The organism is Pseudomonas atagonensis, assembly GCF_011369485.1.
GTDB classification, from domain to species: Bacteria; Pseudomonadota; Gammaproteobacteria; order Pseudomonadales; family Pseudomonadaceae; genus Aquipseudomonas; species Aquipseudomonas atagonensis.
Genome location: NZ_VXCA01000018.1, coordinates 1 through 20,328 on the forward strand (window position 1 = coordinate 1; position 20,328 = coordinate 20,328).

Consider the following 20,328-nt stretch of genomic DNA (forward strand, 5'->3'; position numbering starts at 1 on the left):
GTGCTTGGCACGAGGCCTGAAGGCTACGGAAGCGTTGGTGATACTGGCTCGCAAGCTGGCAAGAGTGATGTTCGCGTTGATGAAAAACCAAAGCGAATACAAGCCGAATTCTATGTTTGAGGGTTCCCCTCAAACATAGAATCTCCCACATTCGATTTGGGCAAAGAGACAGAAATGCATCAGTCCGTGATTGATTTGCCTGCAAGGCTCTTGCTGAATCTCGAGCCATGGCGCGAGGCTGCTCATTGGCATATCGCGTTCTCGGGTGGTCTCGACTCCACCGTCCTCCTGCATTTGCTCGCCCACCTCGCCAAATCTGAATCCCTCCCCACGCTTCGCGCCATCCACATCCATCACGGCCTTCAAACTGCGGCTGATGCTTGGCCGCAACATTGCCAGTCCGTTTGCGATGCACTGGGCGTGCCGTTGCGGATCGAGCGAGTGGCCGTGAAGCCGGGCGCAAGTCAGGAGCGGGCCGCGCGGGATGCGCGATACGCGGTGTTCAGTTCGCTGACGCAAGCCGACGACGTATTGCTCACGGGCCAGCATCGCGACGATCAGGCGGAAACGCTGTTGTTCCGGCTGTTGCGCGGAGCCGGGGTGCGTGGCCTGGCGGGGATGCCGGCGCAGCGGACGCTGGGGCAGGGCGCTCTGGTTCGCCCGTTGCTGGATGTCTCGCGGACTGAGTTGGAAGCCTACGCGCAGGCTTATGGATTGAGCTGGATCGAAGACCCGTCGAATCAGGATCCGCATTTCTCGCGCAACTTTTTACGCCATCAAGTCATGCCGACACTGACCGGGCGTTGGCCACAGGCAGCGGCGAGCATGGCCCGCAGCGCCGCGCATCTGCGCGAGGCGCAAGGGCTGCTGGATGAGCTGGCGCAAATGGATCTGGCGCAAGCCAAGACCCCGAACACGCTTGAATGGCTACGCCTGCCTTCGCTGGAGTGGGCGCCACTGGCGGCGTTGTCTGCCGCTCGTCAACGCAACGCGCTGAGTCATTGGCTGCAACCGTTGACGCGGCTGCCGGATAGCGACCATTGGTCGGGTTGGGCTGATCTGTGTGAGGCCGCTCACGATGCTACGCCGATCTGGCGTCTGGCCGAAGGCGAACTGCATCGCAGCGGCGGTCGGGTCTGGTGGCTCAGCGACGACTGGTTGCGTAAACCGGTGATCGGCGGCGAGTGGCAGACGCTCTCGGCGCCGCTACGCTTGGCGGATAACGGTCGTGTCATGTTCAGTGGCCAGCCGCCTCACGGGCCATTGCGCATTGCTTATCGGCAGGGCGGCGAAGTGATGCATCTGGCCGAACGGGGTCATCGCGACCTCAAGCGCCTGCTCAATGAGCGTGCTGTGCCGGGTTTTGTGCGTGGCAGATTGCCGCTGCTGTTTCGCGGCGAAGAATTGCTCGCGGTGGCGAACCTGCCGGGTCTTGATGGCAATGCGCTGGACGGCTGGAAATTGCATTGGCAGCCAAGAGACGAAGATCAAGGTTTGAGATGAAAGGGGCATTCCGGTAGACTACGCTCCCTTCTTGATACAACTTCTGTGGATTCGCCTGAATTGCAGGAGTTGCCGATTACCAAGCAGTCTTTGCTGGGCGATTCCAAAAAATGTGTAGCGAGCAACGTACCGGTGTTTCATCTGCCGGTCTGTCCCAACGCGGCGGTTTTTTTGAAAGGTGCACTGTGATTAATGCAGGTGATCGGGGGCTTCGGCCTTCCTTCGCTTTCCCCGGCGGCTCGTACCGCTTTAACGCAGACTTCTAGGGTTTTTCATGACGCGCTACATATTCGTCACGGGCGGTGTTGTTTCTTCATTGGGGAAAGGCATTGCCTCGGCTTCATTGGCGGCCATCCTGGAGGCGCGGGGGCTTAAGGTCACCATGCTTAAGCTGGATCCGTACATCAACGTCGACCCGGGCACCATGAGCCCGTTCCAGCACGGTGAAGTGTTCGTCACCCACGACGGCGCCGAGACCGACCTGGACCTGGGCCACTACGAGCGGTTCATCCGCACGACCATGACCCAGAACAACAACTTCACCACCGGCCGTGTCTACGAGCACGTGCTGCGCAAAGAGCGCCGTGGTGACTACCTGGGTGCAACCATCCAGGTGATTCCGCACATTACCGACGAAATCAAACGTCGCATCATCAAGGGTGCCGGCGACGCCGACGTGGCCCTGGTGGAAATCGGCGGTACCGTGGGCGATATCGAATCGCAACCGTTCCTCGAAGCCATCCGCCAGCTGCGTGTGGAAGTCGGTTCCAAGCGCGCGATGCTGATGCACCTGACCCTGGTTCCGTACATCGCCACCGCGGGCGAGACCAAGACCAAGCCGACCCAGCACTCCGTGAAGGAACTGCGTTCGATCGGCCTGCAGCCAGACGTGCTGATCTGCCGCTCCGACCATCCGGTGGATGTGTCGTCGCGTCGCAAGATCGCGCTGTTCACCAACGTTGAAGAGCGTGCGGTGATCTCCCTGGAAGACGTCGACACCATCTACAAGATCCCGGCCGTGCTCCACGCTCAGGGTCTGGACGATTTCGTCGTCGAGCGTTTCGGCCTGCAATGCAATGGCGCCGACCTGTCCGAGTGGGAAAAGGTTGTCGATGCCAAGCTGAACCCGGAGCACGAAGTCACCATCGCGATGGTCGGCAAGTACATGGAGCTGCTGGACGCCTACAAGTCGCTGATCGAAGCGATGAGTCACGCCGGCATCACCAACCGTACCAAGGTCAACCTGCGCTACATCGATTCCGAAGACATCGAAAATCAGGGCACTGCGCTGCTCGAAGGTGTCGACGCGATCCTCGTACCGGGCGGCTTCGGTCTGCGTGGCGTCGAAGGCAAGATCACTGCCGTTCAATACGCTCGCGAAAACAAGGTTCCATACCTGGGTATCTGCCTGGGCATGCAAGTGGCGGTCATCGAGTTCGCTCGTAACGTGCTGGGCTGGAAAGACGCCAACTCGACCGAGTTCGACCGTGCCAGCGGCCATCCGGTTGTCGGCCTGATCACCGAGTGGGAAGACGCCACCGGCGCCGTTGAAGTGCGTACCGAAGCGTCCGATCTGGGCGGCACCATGCGCCTCGGCGCTCAGGAATGCCTGCTGGAAGCCGGCTCCAAGGTGCACGATTGCTACGGCAAGGACGTGATCGTCGAGCGTCACCGTCACCGTTACGAAGTGAACAACAACCTGCTGCCACAAATCATCGAAGCCGGCCTGAAAATCTCCGGTCGCTCCGCTGACGCAGCGCTGGTTGAAGTGGTCGAAGCCCCGGATCATCCATGGTTCGTCGCTTGCCAGTTCCACCCTGAGTTCACCTCGACACCACGTGATGGCCATCCGCTGTTCAGCGGCTTCGTCAAAGCAGCGTTGGCTCAACACCAGAAGAAGGCGTAACCCCGATGGCACAGAAGATCATCCGCGTCGGCGACATCGAAATTGCCAACGACAAACCCATGGTGCTGTTCGGCGGCATGAACGTGCTGGAAAGCCGTGACATGGCCATGCAGGTTTGCGAAGAGTACGTGAAGGTCACCGAAAAACTCGGCATCCCTTACGTGTTCAAGGCCAGTTTCGACAAGGCCAACCGTTCTTCTGTGACCTCGTATCGCGGTCCTGGCCTGGAAGAGGGCATGCGCATCTTCCAGGACATCAAGCAAGCTTTCGGCGTGCCGATCATTACCGACGTCCACGAGCCTGATCAGGCTGCGGTCGTCGCTGAGGTCTGCGACATCATCCAACTGCCGGCCTTCCTGTCGCGTCAGACCGATCTGGTCGTCGCGATGGCCAAGACCAATGCCGTCATCAACATCAAGAAAGCCCAGTTCCTCGCGCCTCAGGAAATGAAACACATCCTGAACAAGTGCGTGGAAGCGGGTAATGACCAATTGATCCTCTGCGAACGTGGTTCGAGCTTCGGCTACAACAACCTCGTGGTCGACATGCTCGGCTTCGGCATCATGAAGCAGTTCGAGTACCCGGTATTCTTCGACGTGACCCATTCGCTGCAAATGCCTGGCGGTCGTTCCGACTCCGCCGGCGGTCGCCGTGCACAGGTCACCGATCTGGCCAAGGCGGGCATGAGCCAGTCGCTGGCGGGTCTGTTCCTCGAAGCGCATCCGGATCCGGACAACGCCAAATGCGACGGCCCTTGCGCCCTGCGTCTGGACAAACTGGAGCCATTCCTGGCCCAGCTCAAAGCTTTGGACGAACTGGTGAAGAGTTTTCCGACGGTAGAAACCGCGTAAACCTCAATTCTCCGGTAAAGTACCGCACGATTTGTCGCACATGCCCTCGGGCATGTGCGTTGTCGTCTGCAAGCTGCCCGCTGCACACCACTTGCCGACGGTAAAAAGATTTCCTCTAGCTGCGTCGTTTTCGTCAACTTTGGAGTGTTTACAACAATGGCAAAAATCGTCGACATCAAAGGTCGTGAAGTTCTCGACTCCCGTGGCAATCCCACCGTGGAAGCGGACGTGCTTCTCGACAACGGCATCATCGGCAGCGCTTGCGCGCCGTCCGGTGCATCCACTGGCTCGCGTGAAGCGCTCGAGCTGCGTGATGGCGACAAGAGCCGTTACCTGGGCAAGGGCGTGCTCAAAGCGGTAGCCAACATCAACGGTCCGATCCGCGATCTGCTGCTGGGCACTGACCCAAGCGACCAGAAAGCCCTGGATCACGCGATGATCAAGCTCGACGGTACCGAAAACAAGGCAACCCTGGGCGCCAACGCCATCCTCGCCGTGTCCCTGGCTGCTGCCAAGGCCGCTGCACAGGATCAGGATCTGCCGCTGTACGCGCACATCGCCAACCTGAACGGCACCCCGGGTGTTTATTCGATGCCGGTTCCGATGATGAACATCATCAACGGTGGCGAACACGCCGATAACAACGTCGACATCCAGGAATTCATGGTGCAGCCGGTTGGCGCCAAGTCTTTCTCGGAAGGTCTGCGCATGGGCACCGAGATTTTCCATCACTTGAAAGCTGTGCTGAAGGCCCGTGGTCTGAGCACTGCCGTTGGCGACGAAGGCGGTTTCGCACCGAACCTGGCGTCCAACGAAGACGCTCTGAAAGTAATCTCCGAAGCTGTGGCCAACGCCGGTTACAAGCTGGGCACCGACGTGACCCTGGCTCTGGACTGCGCGGCCAGCGAATTCTACGAAGACGGCAAGTACAACCTGTCCGGCGAAGGTCAAGTGTTCACCGCTGAAGGTTTCGCCGACTACCTCAAAGGTCTGACCGAGCGTTACCCGATCATCTCGATCGAAGACGGTCTGGACGAGTCCGACTGGGCTGGCTGGAAGATCCTCACCGACAAGATCGGCGAGAAGACCCAACTGGTCGGCGACGACCTGTTCGTGACCAACACCAAGATCCTGAAAGAAGGCATCGATAAAAAGATCGCCAACTCGATCCTGATCAAGTTCAACCAGATCGGCACCCTGACCGAAACCCTGGAGGCCATTCAGATGGCCAAGGCTGCCGGTTACACCGCCGTGATCTCGCACCGTTCGGGCGAAACCGAAGATTCGACCATTGCCGACTTGGCTGTAGGTACTTCGGCTGGCCAGATCAAGACCGGTTCGTTGTGCCGTTCCGACCGCGTTTCCAAGTACAACCAACTGCTGCGTATCGAAGAGCAGTTGAATGGCAAAGCCAAGTACAACGGTCGCAGCGAGTTCCGCGGTTAAGCGGAAACTGATAAAAGGACACCGGATTGTGTCGGAAAAGTCGTGACAGCGATGGATTTGCCACTAATCTGATGCCTTACAGCACAAGCCTGGTTCTTCCAGGCTTCGTGCTATCAGATGCTTCAAAGTTTTGGCGTGGCGGTCTTTTTTCACTGGATACCTGATATTCGATGCGCAGTCCTTACTGGTTGTTTCTCGTTTTGCTCTTGCTGCTGGCCGGTCTGCAGTACCGCCTGTGGGTGGGCAATGGCAGTCTGGCGCAAGTCGCCGAGCTGAATCAGCAGATTGCTGATCAACATGCCGAGAACGAAGGTTTGCTGGAGCGCAACCGAGTGATGGATGCTGAAGTCAGCGAGTTGAAGAAAGGCATGGAGACCGTTGAAGAGCGGGCTCGTCACGAATTGGGCATGGTCAAGGACGGCGAAACCCTTTACCAGTTGGCCCAATGATCGATTCCCTGCCGGCCTTCTGGGCCGTGATTCCTGCCGCGGGCGTCGGTGCCCGTATGGCCGCGGACCGTCCCAAGCAATACCTGCAACTGGGCGGACGTACAATTCTCGAACACAGCCTCGGCTGTTTTCTCGATCACCCAAGCCTCAAGGGGCTGGTGGTCAGTCTTGCTGCTGATGATCCTTACTGGCCGAACCTGGCCAGCGCCAGCGATCCGCGAATTGCGCGAGTCGAGGGTGGCGCCGAGCGTTCCGGCTCGGTGCTCAACGCATTGCTGCATTTGCACGCGCAAGGTGCTGACGACGAGGACTGGGTGCTAGTGCACGATGCTGCACGCCCCAATCTGAGTCGCGATGACCTCGACAAGTTGCTCGCTGAGCTGGCGGATGACGCGGTGGGTGGTTTGCTCGCCGTTCCCGCGCGCGACACGCTGAAGCGCGTCGACAAGCACGGTCGCGTGGTTGAAACCGTTGATCGCAGCGTGATCTGGCAGGCCTATACGCCACAGATGTTCCGCATTGGTGCTCTACACCGCGCGCTGGCGGACAGTCTGGTCGCGGATGCGGTCATCACCGATGAAGCTTCAGCGATGGAATGGGCGGGCCTGGCCCCGCGCCTGATCGAAGGTCGCGCGGATAACCTGAAGGTCACCCGTCCCGAAGATCTCGAATGGTTGCGTCAGCGCTGGGCTAACCGCCGCTGAGTTCACTGGCGTCTCTCAGATCGCCTTCGCGAGCAAGCCCGCTCCTACATTTGGAACGCATTCCCCTGTGGGAGCGGGCTTGCTCGCGAAAGCGGTACCCCCGGCCAGCCAATCTGTTGCTGACACATCGGTAATCTTCTAAGTCCGATACTCCGGCCTTTCAGCCAACCCTTCCTTCAAGAAATCAACCAGTTTGCGCACCTTCGGCGACAAGTGTCGTTGCTGCGGATACAACGCCCACACCGCTGTGTTCGGCGGTTGATGCGCCTCCAGCAAAGAAATCAGCGCACCGCTGTGCAGGTGCTCCAGCACGTAATAGTCCGGCAACTGACACAGACCGACGCCTTGTAGCGCCGCATCCAGCACCGCTTGCCCACTGTTGCAGCGCCAGTTTCCCTGAACGCGCTGGGAAAATTCCCGCCCGTTCTGTTCCAGTTGCCAGATGTCCGAGCTGCCGATCAGGCAATTGTGCCGACTCAATTCCGACAAGCTGTGTGGCCGACCGTACCGTTCAAGGTAGGACGGTGACGCGCACAGATACATCCGACGCGGCGCCAGGCGTGTAGCGACCAGCCGCGAATCCTGCAGACGACCCAGACGGATCGCCAGATCGAGCCCTTCATGCACCAGATCGAGTTGTCGATTGGTCAGTTCAATGTCGATGCGCAGTTGCGGGTATTGCCCCATGAACCGGGTGACCAGAGGCACGATGAAGCGTTCGCCGTAGGCCACGGCACAGGTCATGCGCAGCATGCCCTTGGGTTCGCTGGTCAGGTCACCCACCGCGCGCAAAGCTTCTTCACGGCCGTCCTGCAAGCGTTGGCAATGCTGCAGAAACGTCTGTCCCGCCTCGGTCAGTGTGACCCGCCGGGTACTGCGGTAGAGCAGACGTGTCTGCAATCGCTCCTCCAGTCGTACAATTTGTCGACTGACGTGCGAGGAGGAAACCCCAAGGCGTTCAGCGGCGGCGGTGAATTGGCTGCATTCGGCGACGGCCACAAACTCGTCGATGCCTTCCCAGCGGTTTTCCGACATTAGGATTATCCCTGTACGGCAATAATATTTTTCATTTGGTCAGATTATTAATCAGTCAGCGCTGAACTACACTGGCCGTCTGGTTTTTTATTCATTGGATTCACTGGAGAGTCAGCATGATCAAGTCGCGCGCCGCCGTTGCCTTCGAGGCCAAAAAGCCGCTGGAAATCGTAGAAGTCGATGTCGCCATGCCCAAGGCCGGTGAAGTGTTGCTGCGCGTGGTGGCTTCCGGGGTTTGTCACACTGACGCTTACACCCTGTCCGGTGCTGACCCGGAAGGTATCTTCCCGTCGATCCTCGGCCACGAAGGTGGCGCCATCGTTGAAGCGATCGGTGAAGGCGTGACCTCGGTGGCCGTCGGCGACCACGTGATCCCGCTGTACACCCCGGAGTGCGGTCAGTGCAAATTCTGCAAATCGGGCAAGACCAACCTGTGTCAGGCGATTCGCGCCACTCAGGGCAAGGGCTTGATGCCGGACGGCACTTCGCGCTTTTCCTACAAGGGAGAAACAATTTTCCACTACATGGGTACTTCGACTTTCTCCGAGTACACCGTGTTGCCGGAAATCTCCGTTGCAAAAATCTCCAAGGATGCGCCGCTGGAAAAGGTCTGCCTGCTTGGTTGCGGTGTGACCACTGGCATTGGCGCGGTGATCAACACTGCCAAGGTCAAACCGGGTGACACCGTTGCGATTTTCGGCCTCGGCGGCATCGGTTTGTCGGCAGTGATCGGCGCAGTGAAGGCCAAGGCTTCGCGCATCATCGCCATCGACATCAATCCGGCCAAGTTCGAAATCGCCAAGCAACTGGGTGCCACCGATTGCGTGAACCCGAAAGATTTCGATCGCCCGATCCAGGAAGTGATCGTCGACATGACCGATGGCGGCGTCGACTTCTCCTTCGAGTGCATTGGCAATGTGCAATTGATGCGTGCGGCACTCGAGTGCTGCCACAAGGGCTGGGGCGAGTCGGTGATCATCGGCGTGGCCGGTGCCGGTCAGGAAATCGCCACCCGTCCGTTCCAGTTGGTCACTGGCCGCGTCTGGCGCGGTTCGGCGTTCGGCGGGGTGCGTGGCCGTACTGAGTTGCCCAGCTATGTCGACATGGCGCAGAGCGGTGAAATCCCGCTGGATACTTTCATCACTCACACCATGGGTCTGGAAGACATCAACAAGGCCTTCGACCTGATGCATGAAGGCAAGAGCATCCGTACCGTCATTCATTTCTGATCAATCGTGGCGACATGGCTGCAAGTCTTGAAGGCTTGTGGCTGTGACCGCGTAGGAGTCTTTACATGAGTCTGGAAAACATCTCCTGTCAGAAGAGTTTCGGCGGCTGGCATAAACGCTATCGCCATCGCTCCGAAGTGCTGGGCTGCGACATGGTGTTTGCCGTGTATCTGCCGCCGCAGGCAGAGCAGGGCGGCAAGCTGCCAGTGCTGTATTGGCTGTCAGGCCTGACCTGTACGGATGAAAACTTCATGCAGAAGGCCGGCGCGATGCGCATGGCTGCCGAACTGGGTTTGATCGTTGTGGCGCCGGACACCAGTCCCCGTGGCGCCGATGTACCGGGTGACCCGGATGGCGCGTGGGATTTCGGTCTTGGTGCCGGGTTCTATCTGAATGCCACGCAGGAACCTTGGTCGCGGCACTATCGGATGCATGACTATGTTGTGCAGGAATTGCCTTCACTGGTTGAAGCGCATTTCCCGGCGTCGGACAAACGCAGCATCAGCGGCCACTCCATGGGCGGTCACGGTGCATTGGTCTGCGCGCTGCGCAATCCGGGGCGTTACCAGTCGGTGTCGGCGTTTTCCCCGATCAACAATCCGATGGATTGCCCGTGGGGCCAGAAAGCGTTCAGCCGTTATCTGGGCGAAGACCGTTCGAAATGGCGCGAGTGGGATGCCTGTGCGCTGATCGTCGAGGCGGACGAGAAACTGCCATTGCTGGTCGATCAGGGTGACCGCGACGACTTCCTCGCCACCCAGCTCAAACCCGAAGCCCTGCAACAAGCGGCAAAACAGGCGGGTCATCCACTGACTTTGCGCCTGCAACCGGGCTACGACCATAGCTATTTTTTCATCTCAAGCTTCATTGACGACCACTTGCAGCATCACGCACGCGCCCTGGGGGGGGTTCTCAGTTAGTTTCCACTCCGCGCCGGGTCTGCTGTTTTGCAGGGCAAGGCGCGAGAAGCGTGGTTTGGTCGTTCCAAATGAGCTTCGAGCAACGCAGCCCTGCAAAACAGCAGGCCCGGCCCTTCGGGTTGTGCCTTAAAGCGTGCCAAGCTGCGTTACAGGCCTTGGGAAGGGAACAACCATTCCCAGCGGCCTGCGCCTTGCCTGGCACGCTTTAAGGCGACAACGCGGAGGGGAAACTAATTGAGAACACCCCCCTGCCTAATGCAGGTAGAATCACGCCCTGACAAAAATCGGGGCGTTTTTTTTATGCGTATTGGCCACGGCTATGATGTGCACCGTTTCGCTGAAGGCGATTTCATTACTCTGGGCGGCGTGCGCATTACACACAGCTTCGGGCTGCTCGCTCATTCCGACGGTGACGTCCTGCTGCACGCCTTGAGCGATGCCTTGCTCGGCGCGGCGGCGTTGGGTGATATCGGCAAGCATTTCCCGGACACCGACCCGCAATTCAAGGGCGCCGACAGCCGATTGCTGTTGCGACATGTGGTCGCGCTGATCCACGCCAAAGGCTGGAAAGTCGGCAACGTCGACAACACTATCGTTGCCCAGGCACCAAAAATGGCACCGCATATCGAATCGATGCGCGCGCTGATTGCCGCGGATCTGCAAGTAGAACTGGATCAAGTGAACGTGAAAGCCACCACCACCGAGAAGCTTGGCTTCGTCGGTCGCGAAGAAGGCATCGCCGTGCATTCCGTTGCCTTGTTGTTGCGCGCATGAACGAACTGCAATTGCTCGGCCCGCGTGCCTACGGCGAGTCCCTGGGCAGCGCCGTACTGAAGGCGGTCGCGGAAGACTTTCAGGTCGATGAAGTGCTCGACATTCCGTTCAGTGGCGATGGCGAACACCTGTGGATCTGGGTGGAAAAGCGTGGCCTGAACACCGAAGAAGCTGCGCGGCGTATTGCCAAGGCTGCGGGTGTGCCGTTGCGCACGGTCAGTTATGCCGGTTTGAAAGATCGTCAGGCGCTGACCCGTCAGTGGTTCAGCGTACAACTGCCGGGCAAGGCCGATCCTGATCTGTCGGCGGCGGAAAACGACACGCTGAAGATCCTCAAGACCACGCGCCACAAACGTAAGCTACAACGTGGCGCGCATTCGGCCAACGGGTTCACCTTGCGCCTGACTCAGTTCAATGGCGACAAAGCTGCGATTGAAGAACGTCTGCAGATGATCGCCAAGCAAGGCATTCCCAATTATTTCGGTGCCCAACGTTTCGGCCATGACGGCGGCAACGTCGTCGATGCGCGTTCATGGGCGGCGCGCAAGGCATTGCCGGAGCAGCGAAACGTGCGCTCGCGCCTGCTGTCGACCGCGCGCAGTTTTCTGTTCAATCGGGTGCTGGCGGCGCGTGTTGCCGATGGCACCTGGCAGAAAGCCCAAGTTGGCGATCTGCTGGCCTTCACCGACAGCCGCAGCTTTTTTCCTGCGGGTGAAGCCGAGTGCAGCGACCCGCGTCTGGCGATTCTCGACCTGCATCCGACCGGCCCGCAGTGGGGCGAAGGTGACTCGCCAGCCGCCGGCGCTGTCCATGATCTGGAGCAGGGGATTGCCGCTCGTGAAGCGGATCTGCGCGATTGGTTGATTCACGCCGGCATGAGCCACGAACGTCGCATCCTGCGGCTGCCCATTGGCGGGTTGACGTGGCATTATCCCGAACCTGACATTCTGCAACTGGAATTCGTCCTCCCGGCCGGATGCTTCGCCACCGTATTGGTGCGCGAACTCGTTGATCTGGTGCCGGTGGGGCAGACGGACAGCCCATGCGTATTCTGATTTCTAACGACGATGGGGTAACCGCACCCGGTCTCGCCGCGCTTTATGCTGCGCTGGCGGATTACACCGAATGCGTGGTTATCGCCCCGGAGCAGGACAAAAGTGGCGCCAGCAGTTCGCTGACGCTCGACCGTCCGCTGCACCCGCAATACCTGGCCAACGGTTTTATCAGTCTCAACGGCACGCCGACCGACTGTGTGCACCTGGGGCTCAATGGTTTGCTGGAGCGCGAGCCGGACATGGTGGTTTCGGGCATCAACCTTGGCGCCAATCTGGGCGACGACGTGTTGTATTCCGGGACGGTCGCGGCGGCCCTCGAAGGCCGTTTTCTCGAACGTCCCTCTTTTGCCTTCTCGCTGGCTTCCCGGCAGGTGGACAATCTGCCCACCGCTGCCTACTTTGCGCGCAAACTGGTCGAGGCCCATGCCGGGCTCGATCTGCCGCCACGCACGGTACTCAACGTGAACATTCCGAATCTGCCAATCGACCACATTCGCGGCATTCAGCTAACCCGACTTGGCCATCGCGCCCGGGCAGCGGCGCCGATGAAAGTGGTCGATCCGCGTGGCAAGGCCGGTTACTGGATTGCTGCCGCCGGCGATGCCGAAGACGGCGGCCCGGGCACTGACTTTCATGCGGTGATGCAAGGTTATGTTTCCATCACTGCGCTACAACTTGATCGCACCTTCAATGACGCCTTCAGAAGTCTCGACGGCTGGCTGGAGGGACTGCGCTGATGGCTCGTGAACACGAAGATCGCCTGCGCAGCGGGATCGGCATGACGTCCCAGCGCACGCGGGAACGACTGATCCAGCGTCTCTATGAAGAAGGCCTGTCCAACGCCAAGGTGCTGGAAGTGATTCGCCGCACGCCGCGTCATCTGTTCGTCGATGAAGCGCTGGCGCATCGCGCGTATGAAGACACCGCGCTGCCCATCGGCCACAACCAGACGATTTCCCAGCCTTATATGGTGGCGCGCATGAGCGAGCTGCTGCTGGAGGCGGGGCCGCTGGACAAGGTGCTGGAGATCGGCACCGGTTCCGGTTACCAGACCGCCGTGTTGTCGCAACTGGTGGAGCGGGTGTTTTCGGTCGAGCGCATCAAGGTCCTGCAGGATCGGGCCAAGGAACGTCTGGTCGAGCTGAACCTGCGCAATGTCGTCTTTCGTTGGGGCGATGGCTGGGAAGGCTGGCCGGCGTTGGCGCCTTATAACGGCATCATCGTCACTGCCGTGGCCACTGATGTGCCGCAAGCGCTGCTTGATCAACTGGCTCCCGGCGGGCGCATGGTGATCCCGGTCGGCTCTGGTGAAGTGCAGCAATTGATGCTGATCGTGCGTGAAGAAAACGGCTTCTCCCGGCATGTTCTGGGCGCTGTTCGTTTCGTGCCATTGCTCAACGGGCCGCTGGCCTGAGCATTTGTTCAACGGCGCTGAATTCCTTTCGCTGGCTTCGGTCTTACACCGGCGACATTGGTTTAAACGCAGCGGATTGCCCACTTGCAAACGTGTGCGCGAAGCGATTTCGCTTCATTAAAGGTAAAGCCGATCCGGCCCGTTATACTTGCGACACCTCATGCCGGAATCCGGCATTCCAAATTTTTCAGCCACCACAAAGGGAGCGGCGGGTGAGTCTCACAGTCATTGCGCAGCGTATAGGTAACACGAGCTTTCAGCGCCTGGTGACTGGCCTTGTCTTGAGCACCTTGCTGGTCGGTTGCTCCAGCACCAAATCGAGCAACGTTCGGGTGGTCGATCGCAACAATGCGGTCGCGCAGCGTCCTGCGGTAACCACCGGGCAGTATGTAGTCCGTCCGGGCGATACGATGTTTTCGATCGCTTTTCGCTACGGCTGGGACTACAAAGCCCTCGCTGCCCGGAACAATATTCCTACGCCGTACACGATCCATCCGGGTCAGACGATTCGCTTCGACGGCCGTACCGGTTCAACGTCGACAGCGGTGGTGAGCAACGCCGGTTCTTCGCCTTCATCGTCGAGCAAAACCACGGTAATCCGGCGCCAGGCGAATGGCACGACGACCACGACAACCACTGGTTCCACGGGTGCAGTACCGTCCGTCGCCAACAAGCAAACCCCAGCGCCACTACCTCCGGCAGGCCCGGCCCCGACCGGCTGGGGATGGCCATCTAATGGCATTCTGATTGGAAAATTCTCTTCAAACGGTAGTTTGAATAAAGGAATTGATATCGCCGGAGATTTGGGACAGCCTGTTTTAGCTGCGTCTGATGGGACGGTGGTATACGCCGGGAGTGGCTTAAGGGGCTACGGCGAATTAGTCATCATCAAACACAGCGAAACCTACGTCAGTGCTTACGGACACAACCGTCGGCTGTTGGTACGGGAGGGGCAGCAGGTCAAGGTCGGACAGACAATTGCCGAAATGGGGTCAACGGGTACAGACCGGGTGAAACTGCATTTTGAGATTCGCCGACAAGGTAAACCTGTAGATCCACTGCAGTTCCTGCCAAGACGTTGATTTGTAGGCCAGCCTGTTCCGTCGCGTAGAGGGGACAGGCTCCAGCGTTGCCAAGGATAAAGGCGTCGCTTGAGCTTGGGGTCGAACTCACCAAAGGACTATAACAATGGCTCTCAGTAAAGAAGTGCCGGAGTTTGACATCGACGATGAGGTTCTCCTTATGGAGACCGGCATCGATTCGGATTCTTCGATGTCGAATGATGAAGGGGCTGCTCCACCTTCCGTTCGTTCCAAATCCAAACACTCCGCTTCACTTAAACAACATAAGTACATCGATTACACGCGTGCACTTGATGCCACGCAGTTGTATCTCAACGAAATCGGCTTTTCCCCATTGCTCTCTCCGGAAGAAGAAGTTCATTTTGCGCGCTTGTCGCAAAGTGGTGATCCGGCGGGGCGCAAGCGCATGATTGAAAGTAACCTGCGGCTGGTGGTCAAAATCGCCCGGCGTTACGTCAATCGGGGGCTGTCGCTGCTGGATCTGATCGAAGAGGGCAACCTCGGGCTGATCCGCGCGGTGGAAAAGTTTGATCCCGAGCGCGGCTTCCGCTTCTCGACCTACGCGACATGGTGGATTCGTCAGACCATCGAGCGCGCGATCATGAATCAGACCCGGACCATCCGGTTGCCGATTCATGTGGTCAAGGAGCTCAACGTGTACCTGCGGGCCGCACGGGAGCTGACGCAAAAGCTCGACCACGAACCTTCACCCGAAGAAATCGCCAACCTGCTGGAAAAACCGGTAGGTGAGGTCAAGCGCATGCTGGGCCTGAATGAACGGGTTTCTTCGGTCGACGTCTCGCTGGGTCCGGATTCGGATAAAACCCTGCTGGACACCCTCACCGATGATCGTCCGACCGATCCATGCGAACTGCTGCAGGACGACGACCTGTCGCAGAGCATCGATCAGTGGCTGTCGGAGCTGACCGACAAGCAGCGTGAAGTGGTTGTACGCCGCTTCGGTCTGCGTGGCCACGAAAGCAGCACGCTGGAAGATGTAGGCCTGGAGATCGGCCTGACCCGGGAACGGGTGCGCCAGATCCAGGTGGAAGGCCTCAAGCGTCTTCGCGAAATCCTTGAGAAAAACGGCCTGTCGAGCGAGTCGCTGTTCCAGTAAGCGCCTTTAACGATCGCCCGCCAAAAGCCCCGACTGGTTCGGGGCTTTTTGCTGTCCACCAGTGGCTGGCTCGAAAAGAAACATCATTGTCGGACATACGGTCGGCGTTTCCATCGTTTGTAGTCTCTCGCTGTAAGCCTTGGCTTACTCTTTCGTAAGTGTTCGTTATTTTTACAGTGCAGTAGACGTCTATCGAGATGATTGTTTGATCCTAACTTATTGATTTTGATATTTATTTTTTAATGTGAAGTGCTTATTACAGCGCTTTTCAGGCGAGAGGCCCGATTGCTCTTGGCCGGGAACTCTCTAGTATCTGGGTTGTGTCGACGGATAGACACGCCCATCAAGGATGAGGGGAACGGACATCGCAGGAAGCGATTCATCAGGACGATGAAAAGGAACACAGGGAATAGGGAAAAAATGTGGGCGGGTCAAACCGCCCCTTTTTTTCGCCTGAAGAAAAGCAAAACCCGGAAAAGCAAAAAGGCCCGCAAGGGGCCTTTTTGAAAACGCGCGACAGATCAGCGTTCGAGATCTTTGATCTTGCCTTTGACGCCATCCCACTCTTCGGCATCCGGCAGCGATTCTTTCTTCTCGGTGATGTTCGGCCAGATTTCGGCCAGTTCAACGTTCAGCTGAATGAATTCCTGCATCTCTTCCGGAACTTCGTCCTCGGAGAAAATCGCGACGGCCGGGCATTCCGGTTCGCACAGGGCGCAGTCGATGCACTCATCCGGGTGAATCACCAGGAAGTTCGGGCCTTCGTAAAAGCAGTCCACCGGACAGACTTCTACGCAGTCGGTGTACTTGCACTTGATGCAGTTGTCGGTGACGACGAAGGTCATTTCTAATTTTCTCCTCAGGCGGCGGCAGCGTTGCCCCTTCACGGTTGGGGTCGCCAGGTTCGGGAGCGATGTCTGCCAGCCAGGCTATTAGCCAGCAGCATCCCAAACCGCGCGAGATTCTAACAGCTTGAAGCCGTTTGCGTTATATCCGGTTCTTTAGTGCTTAGATCCGGTTCTTAAGTGCATATAACATTTCGAGCGCTCGACGCGGGGTCAGATCATCGAGGTCCAACTTGGCCAATTCATCCAGCACCGGATGCGGAAGGCTGGCAAACATGTCGCTTTGCTGCGGAGCGGCAGGCTTGCCTTTGACGGCAGGCTTCGGCGCTTCATGGGGCAATGCGGTGTCTTCCAGTCGGCTCAGGTGCTCACGGGCACGCACGATCACTTCGCTCGGTACGCCGGCCAGTTGAGCCACAGCCAGGCCGTAGCTCTGGCTCGCGGGCCCCGGCAGCACGTGGTGCAGGAATACGATGCGCTCGTTGTGCTCGGTGGCGTTGAGGTGCACGTTGGCCACCAGCGGCTCGGCTTCCGGCAATACGGTGAGTTCGAAATAGTGCGTAGCAAATAGAGTATAGGCACGCAGATGTGCCAGACGCTCGGCCGCCGCCCACGCCAGGGACAGACCGTCGAAAGTGCTGGTGCCACGGCCGACTTCGTCCATCAGCACCAGGCTGCGTTCGGTGGCGTTGTGCAGGATATTGGCGGTTTCGCTCATTTCGACCATGAAGGTCGACCGGCCACCGGCCAAGTCATCGCTGGAACCGATCCGGGTGAAGATTCGATCCACCAGTGACAGTTCGCAACTGGCCGCCGGCACGAAGCTGCCGATGTGCGCGAGCAGGACGATCAAAGCGGTTTGGCGCATGTAGGTGGATTTACCGCCCATGTTCGGGCCGGTGATCACCAGCATGCGCGTGTTGTCATCGAGGCTCAGGTCGTTGGCCACGAACGGCGTGGTCAGCACTTGCTCGACCACCGGGTGACGGCCCTGATTGATGCGCATGCACGGCTCGCTGACGAAGCGCGGGCAGTTCAAGTCCAGATTCAGCGCACGTTCGGCGAGGTTGCTCAGCACGTCCAGCTCGGCCAGAGCGCCGGCGGTGTCCTGCAGTGGCGGCAACTGGCTGATCAGATCTTCCAGCAGTGCTTCGTACAGCATCTTCTCGCGCGCCAGTGCGCGGCTCTTGGCCGACAGCGCCTTGTCTTCGAACTCTTTCAGTTCCGGCGTGATGAATCGCTCGGCGCCCTTCAGCGTTTGCCGACGGATGTAGTCCGCGGGCGCCGACTCGGCCTGCTTGCTCGGCAACTCGATGAAGTAGCCGTGGATGCGGTTGTAGCCGACCTTCAGGTTGGCGAGGCCGGTACGGGCCTTTTCCCGGGCTTCCAGGTCGATCAGGAACTGGCCGGCGTTTTCGCTCAGCGATTGCAACTCGTCGAGCTCGCTGTCGTAGCCGGTTTTCAGCACGCCACCATCACGGATCACCGCTGGCGGGTTGTCGATAATGGCTTTTTCCAGCAGTGCCGCCAGTTCCGGGTAGGTGCTGGTGGTGATGGCCAGTTGTTGCAGATGCGGCGCTTCCAGATCGGTCATTGCCACTTGCAATTCAGGCAGGGCGCCGAGGGCGTCACGCAGACGAGCGAGGTCACGAGGACGCGCATTGCGCAGACCGATCCGCGCGAGAATCCGCTCGATGTCGCCGATTTCCTTGAGCTGCGGTTGCAGCTTTTCGAAGCGGTAACCGTCGAGCAGGCAAGTGATCGACGTCTGGCGCGCCAACAACACGGTCAGGTCGCGCAAGGGACGGTTTAGCCAACGGGTCAGCAATCGGCTGCCCATGGCGGTCTGGCAACGGTCTACAACCGATTGCAGGGTGTTGTCGCGGCCACCGGCCAGGTTGGTGTCGAGTTCCAGATTGCGACGGCTGGCGCCGTCCAGCACCACGGTGTCATCGAGACGTTCGTGGCGCAGGCTGCGCAAGTGGGGCAGGGCGGTGCGTTGGGTTTCCTTGGCGTACGCCAGCAGGCAACCGGCGGCGCCGATGGCCAGGGTCAGGGTTTCGCAGCCGAAGCCTTTCAGGTCTTGGGTCGAGAATTGCTGGCAGAGGCTTTTCAGCGCCGAATCGCGTTCGAAGTCCCACGGCGCACGACGACGCACGCCGCGACGTTTCTCCGCAGGCAAGTCTTTCGGCCAGTCATCCGGAATCAGCAGTTCCACCGGGTTGACCCGCTCCAGCTCCGCCAGCAGATTCTCCCAGCCCTTGATCTCGAGCACGGTGAAGTTGCCGCTGGTGATGTCCAGCACGGCGAGGCCAAACAGACGCTCGTCGCCCAGTACTGCAGCGATCAGGTTGTCGCGGCGCTCATCAAGCAGTGCTTCGTCACTGACTGTGCCCGGCGTGATGATTCGTACGACCTGACGTTCCACAGGACCTTTGCTGGTCGCGGGGTCGCCAACCTGCTCGCAGATCACCACCGACTCGCCGAGCTTGACCAGTTTCGCCAGGTACCCTTCTGCCGCGTGGTAAGGAATCCCGCACATCGGGATCGCCTGCCCCGCCGATTGCCCACGCGCCGTCAGCGTGATGTCGAGCAATTTGGCCGCCTTCTTCGCGTCTTCGTAGAAGATCTCGTAGAAGTCGCCCATGCGGTAGAACATCAGCTGAACCGGGTGCTGGTTCTTCAGGCGCCAGTACTGCTGCATCATCGGAGTGTGGGAGGACAGGTCGGAGACGGCTTTATTCATCGGATTGTCAGGCAACTCGGTTTAAAGATGTAGGGCAAAAGCGCGGCAACCGCCGGGCTTTTCCGCGATGGGCGCAAGGTTACCATGGGCAGTCTTCCGGGCGCAGGCATCGCGGGCGACCAAGCGTTTTGTTCATCGAAAAGTTGATTTATGCATTACTTATGCAAATCAGCATTTGTCTTCGGGAAAGACTTCAAGCACTATGCGCGTTATGCAAAAACGCAACGTATCCTCCGTCTTAAGAGCACTGCTCGACCAGCACGGGATCTCCCCCACGGAGCTCCACCGTCGCACCGGCGTGCCTCAATCCACTCTCTCGCGGATTCTCAGCGGGAAGATCGTCGATCCTTCGGATAAACATATTTCGAAGATTGCCGAGTACTTCGCCGTGAGCACCGATCAATTGCGCGGGCGCGCGGATGTCGCGGCGTCGGCCGGTGCCGTGCGTGATGACGTACACGCGGAACTCAAGGACATAATGCTGTGGGACGACGATACGCCTGTCGATGATGACGAAGTATCGGTGCCGTTCCTTCGCGAGGTTGAATTGGCTGCTGGATCAGGAAGATTCGTCATCGAAGAGAGCGAGCGCTCTAGCCTGCGCTTCGGCAAGCGCAGCCTGCGCCATAACGGTGTGCAGTTCGACCAGGCCAAATGTGTGACCGTACGCGGCAACAGCATGTTGCCGGTCTTGCGTGATGGCGCCACCGTCGGCGTCAACGCCGGCAAGTGCGGCATCGGCGACATCATCGATGGCGACCTGTACGCGATCAATCACAACGGCCAGCTTCGTGTGAAGCAGCTCTATCGTCTGCCTACCGGCATTCGTCTGCGCAGCTTCAACCGTGACGAGCACCCGGATGAGGACTACAGCTTCCAGGAAATCCAGGAAGAGCAGATTGTCATCCTCGGTCATGTCTTCTGGTGGGGCATGTACGCCCGCTAACCCGACCTTTTCAGAAAAACCCGCCCATCGGCGGGTTTTTTTTCGCCTGGATGAAACAGGTCAACCCTTGAATCGCGGGGTCTTCATGCGTCCGTGCATTTCTTGCGCATAAATAAATGCATTCGTGCATTGACTGTATATGCATCCATGCATATTATTGCCACCAAGCCGCTCGACACAGCGGCTGGCAAGACAAGCTCTTTAGTTCCACAAGAACAGGCAGCGATGAACCGGCCTCAACGGTTCAGAGGGTTGGCAACTGACCCGGGTGTGCAGCGTAAAGCACCAGAAGCAGTTATCCGGCGG

18 protein-coding genes and 1 pseudogene are annotated in these 20,328 nt (G+C 58.9%); 16 read left to right on the forward strand and 3 right to left on the reverse strand.

Annotated elements, in window-relative coordinates; genetic code table 11:
- The 7 genes and pseudogenes from F2P67_RS27780 to ispD form a co-directional block, all read left to right on the forward strand.
- Window positions 1–139, forward strand: a pseudogene (locus tag F2P67_RS27780) (IS110 family transposase); the annotation flags it as partial.
- 35 nt (window positions 140–174) lie between these two features.
- Complete coding sequence (tilS, locus tag F2P67_RS12805; protein ID WP_166220845.1) at window positions 175–1,503, forward strand: tRNA lysidine(34) synthetase TilS; 1,329 nt, start codon at window positions 175–177, stop codon at window positions 1,501–1,503.
- 274 nt (window positions 1,504–1,777) lie between these two features.
- Entirely contained in the window at window positions 1,778–3,409 is a 1,632-nt protein-coding gene (gene pyrG, locus F2P67_RS12810; RefSeq protein WP_003222153.1) for a CTP synthase, read from the forward strand.
- A 5-nt stretch (window positions 3,410–3,414) separates the two neighbouring features.
- Window positions 3,415–4,260, forward strand: coding sequence for a 3-deoxy-8-phosphooctulonate synthase (gene kdsA, locus F2P67_RS12815; protein ID WP_007954807.1), 846 nt, complete (start codon window positions 3,415–3,417; stop codon window positions 4,258–4,260).
- Between the two features lie 156 nt (window positions 4,261–4,416).
- Entirely contained in the window at window positions 4,417–5,706 is a 1,290-nt protein-coding gene (gene eno / locus F2P67_RS12820) for a phosphopyruvate hydratase (protein WP_093436567.1), read from the forward strand.
- Between the two features lie 170 nt (window positions 5,707–5,876).
- The gene (gene ftsB, locus F2P67_RS12825; protein ID WP_007908838.1) at window positions 5,877–6,155 is read left to right on the forward strand and encodes a cell division protein FtsB; all 279 of its coding nucleotides are present in this window, start codon (window positions 5,877–5,879) and stop codon (window positions 6,153–6,155) included.
- Window positions 6,152–6,859, forward strand: a complete 708-nt coding sequence (gene ispD / locus F2P67_RS12830) for a 2-C-methyl-D-erythritol 4-phosphate cytidylyltransferase (RefSeq protein WP_166220846.1) — start codon at window positions 6,152–6,154, stop codon at window positions 6,857–6,859. Before ftsB ends, ispD begins: the two co-directional genes overlap by 4 nt.
- Window positions 6,860–6,997: 138 nt before the next feature.
- Here ispD and F2P67_RS12835 read toward each other — a convergent pair whose 3' ends face one another.
- On the reverse strand, window positions 6,998–7,894 hold the full coding sequence (locus F2P67_RS12835) for a LysR family transcriptional regulator (RefSeq protein ID WP_166220847.1): 897 nt from the start codon (window positions 7,892–7,894) through the stop codon (window positions 6,998–7,000).
- Window positions 7,895–8,010: 116 nt separating this feature from the next.
- Between F2P67_RS12835 and F2P67_RS12840 the strand changes: the two genes are divergently transcribed.
- The 8 genes from F2P67_RS12840 to rpoS all read left to right on the forward strand — a co-directional run bounded on the left by F2P67_RS12840 (window position 8,011) and on the right by rpoS (window position 15,485).
- Entirely contained in the window at window positions 8,011–9,123 is a 1,113-nt protein-coding gene (locus F2P67_RS12840) for an S-(hydroxymethyl)glutathione dehydrogenase/class III alcohol dehydrogenase (RefSeq protein ID WP_166220848.1), read from the forward strand.
- 65 nt (window positions 9,124–9,188) lie between these two features.
- Window positions 9,189–10,043, forward strand: coding sequence for an S-formylglutathione hydrolase (gene fghA / locus F2P67_RS12845; protein WP_166220849.1), 855 nt, complete (start codon window positions 9,189–9,191; stop codon window positions 10,041–10,043).
- 300 nt (window positions 10,044–10,343) lie between these two features.
- Entirely contained in the window at window positions 10,344–10,817 is a 474-nt protein-coding gene (gene ispF / locus F2P67_RS12850; RefSeq protein WP_166220850.1) for a 2-C-methyl-D-erythritol 2,4-cyclodiphosphate synthase, read from the forward strand.
- Window positions 10,814–11,872, forward strand: a complete 1,059-nt coding sequence (gene truD, locus F2P67_RS12855) for a tRNA pseudouridine(13) synthase TruD (RefSeq protein ID WP_166220851.1) — start codon at window positions 10,814–10,816, stop codon at window positions 11,870–11,872. Before ispF ends, truD begins: the two co-directional genes overlap by 4 nt.
- Window positions 11,860–12,609, forward strand: coding sequence for a 5'/3'-nucleotidase SurE (surE, locus tag F2P67_RS12860; RefSeq protein ID WP_166220852.1), 750 nt, complete (start codon window positions 11,860–11,862; stop codon window positions 12,607–12,609). The genes truD and surE overlap by 13 nt, the downstream gene beginning before the upstream one ends.
- A 41-nt stretch (window positions 12,610–12,650) precedes the next feature.
- Window positions 12,651–13,286 carry a protein-L-isoaspartate(D-aspartate) O-methyltransferase gene (locus F2P67_RS12865; RefSeq protein ID WP_178120928.1) on the forward strand — a complete coding sequence of 212 codons (636 nt, stop codon included), beginning with the start codon at window positions 12,651–12,653 and terminating at the stop codon, window positions 13,284–13,286.
- Between the two features lie 212 nt (window positions 13,287–13,498).
- Entirely contained in the window at window positions 13,499–14,368 is an 870-nt protein-coding gene (locus F2P67_RS12870) for a peptidoglycan DD-metalloendopeptidase family protein (protein WP_166220854.1), read from the forward strand.
- Window positions 14,369–14,474: 106 nt separating this feature from the next.
- Complete coding sequence (gene rpoS, locus F2P67_RS12875) at window positions 14,475–15,485, forward strand: RNA polymerase sigma factor RpoS (RefSeq protein ID WP_122591386.1); 1,011 nt, start codon at window positions 14,475–14,477, stop codon at window positions 15,483–15,485.
- Window positions 15,486–16,006: 521 nt separating this feature from the next.
- Here rpoS and fdxA read toward each other — a convergent pair.
- Window positions 16,007–16,330 carry a ferredoxin FdxA gene (gene fdxA / locus F2P67_RS12880; protein ID WP_007908827.1) on the reverse strand — a complete coding sequence of 108 codons (324 nt, stop codon included), beginning with the start codon at window positions 16,328–16,330 and terminating at the stop codon, window positions 16,007–16,009.
- Window positions 16,331–16,493: 163 nt separating this feature from the next.
- Complete coding sequence (gene mutS / locus F2P67_RS12885; protein WP_166220855.1) at window positions 16,494–19,076, reverse strand: DNA mismatch repair protein MutS; 2,583 nt, start codon at window positions 19,074–19,076, stop codon at window positions 16,494–16,496.
- 211 nt (window positions 19,077–19,287) lie between these two features.
- On the opposite strand from mutS, the gene F2P67_RS12890 reads away from it, so the two are divergent.
- Complete coding sequence (locus F2P67_RS12890; protein WP_166220961.1) at window positions 19,288–20,022, forward strand: XRE family transcriptional regulator; 735 nt, start codon at window positions 19,288–19,290, stop codon at window positions 20,020–20,022.
- The last annotated feature ends 306 nt before the right edge of the window (window positions 20,023–20,328 follow it).

Coding starts and splice junctions, on each gene's coding strand:
- F2P67_RS12865 (WP_178120928.1), top strand. CDS start 12,651: ATGACGTCCCAGCGCACGCGGGAACGACTGATCCAGCGTCTCTATGAA.
- F2P67_RS12835 (WP_166220847.1), bottom strand. CDS start 7,894: ATGTCGGAAAACCGCTGGGAAGGCATCGACGAGTTTGTGGCCGTCGCC.
- ispF (WP_166220850.1), top strand. CDS start 10,344: ATGCGTATTGGCCACGGCTATGATGTGCACCGTTTCGCTGAAGGCGAT.
- kdsA (WP_007954807.1), top strand. CDS start 3,415: ATGGCACAGAAGATCATCCGCGTCGGCGACATCGAAATTGCCAACGAC.
- fghA (WP_166220849.1), top strand. CDS start 9,189: ATGAGTCTGGAAAACATCTCCTGTCAGAAGAGTTTCGGCGGCTGGCAT.
- F2P67_RS12840 (WP_166220848.1), top strand. CDS start 8,011: ATGATCAAGTCGCGCGCCGCCGTTGCCTTCGAGGCCAAAAAGCCGCTG.
- surE (WP_166220852.1), top strand. CDS start 11,860: ATGCGTATTCTGATTTCTAACGACGATGGGGTAACCGCACCCGGTCTC.
- ispD (WP_166220846.1), top strand. CDS start 6,152: ATGATCGATTCCCTGCCGGCCTTCTGGGCCGTGATTCCTGCCGCGGGC.
- mutS (WP_166220855.1), bottom strand. CDS start 19,076: ATGAATAAAGCCGTCTCCGACCTGTCCTCCCACACTCCGATGATGCAG.
- tilS (WP_166220845.1), top strand. CDS start 175: ATGCATCAGTCCGTGATTGATTTGCCTGCAAGGCTCTTGCTGAATCTC.
- fdxA (WP_007908827.1), bottom strand. CDS start 16,330: ATGACCTTCGTCGTCACCGACAACTGCATCAAGTGCAAGTACACCGAC.
- truD (WP_166220851.1), top strand. CDS start 10,814: ATGAACGAACTGCAATTGCTCGGCCCGCGTGCCTACGGCGAGTCCCTG.
- rpoS (WP_122591386.1), top strand. CDS start 14,475: ATGGCTCTCAGTAAAGAAGTGCCGGAGTTTGACATCGACGATGAGGTT.
- ftsB (WP_007908838.1), top strand. CDS start 5,877: ATGCGCAGTCCTTACTGGTTGTTTCTCGTTTTGCTCTTGCTGCTGGCC.
- eno (WP_093436567.1), top strand. CDS start 4,417: ATGGCAAAAATCGTCGACATCAAAGGTCGTGAAGTTCTCGACTCCCGT.
- pyrG (WP_003222153.1), top strand. CDS start 1,778: ATGACGCGCTACATATTCGTCACGGGCGGTGTTGTTTCTTCATTGGGG.
- F2P67_RS12890 (WP_166220961.1), top strand. CDS start 19,288: ATGCAAAAACGCAACGTATCCTCCGTCTTAAGAGCACTGCTCGACCAG.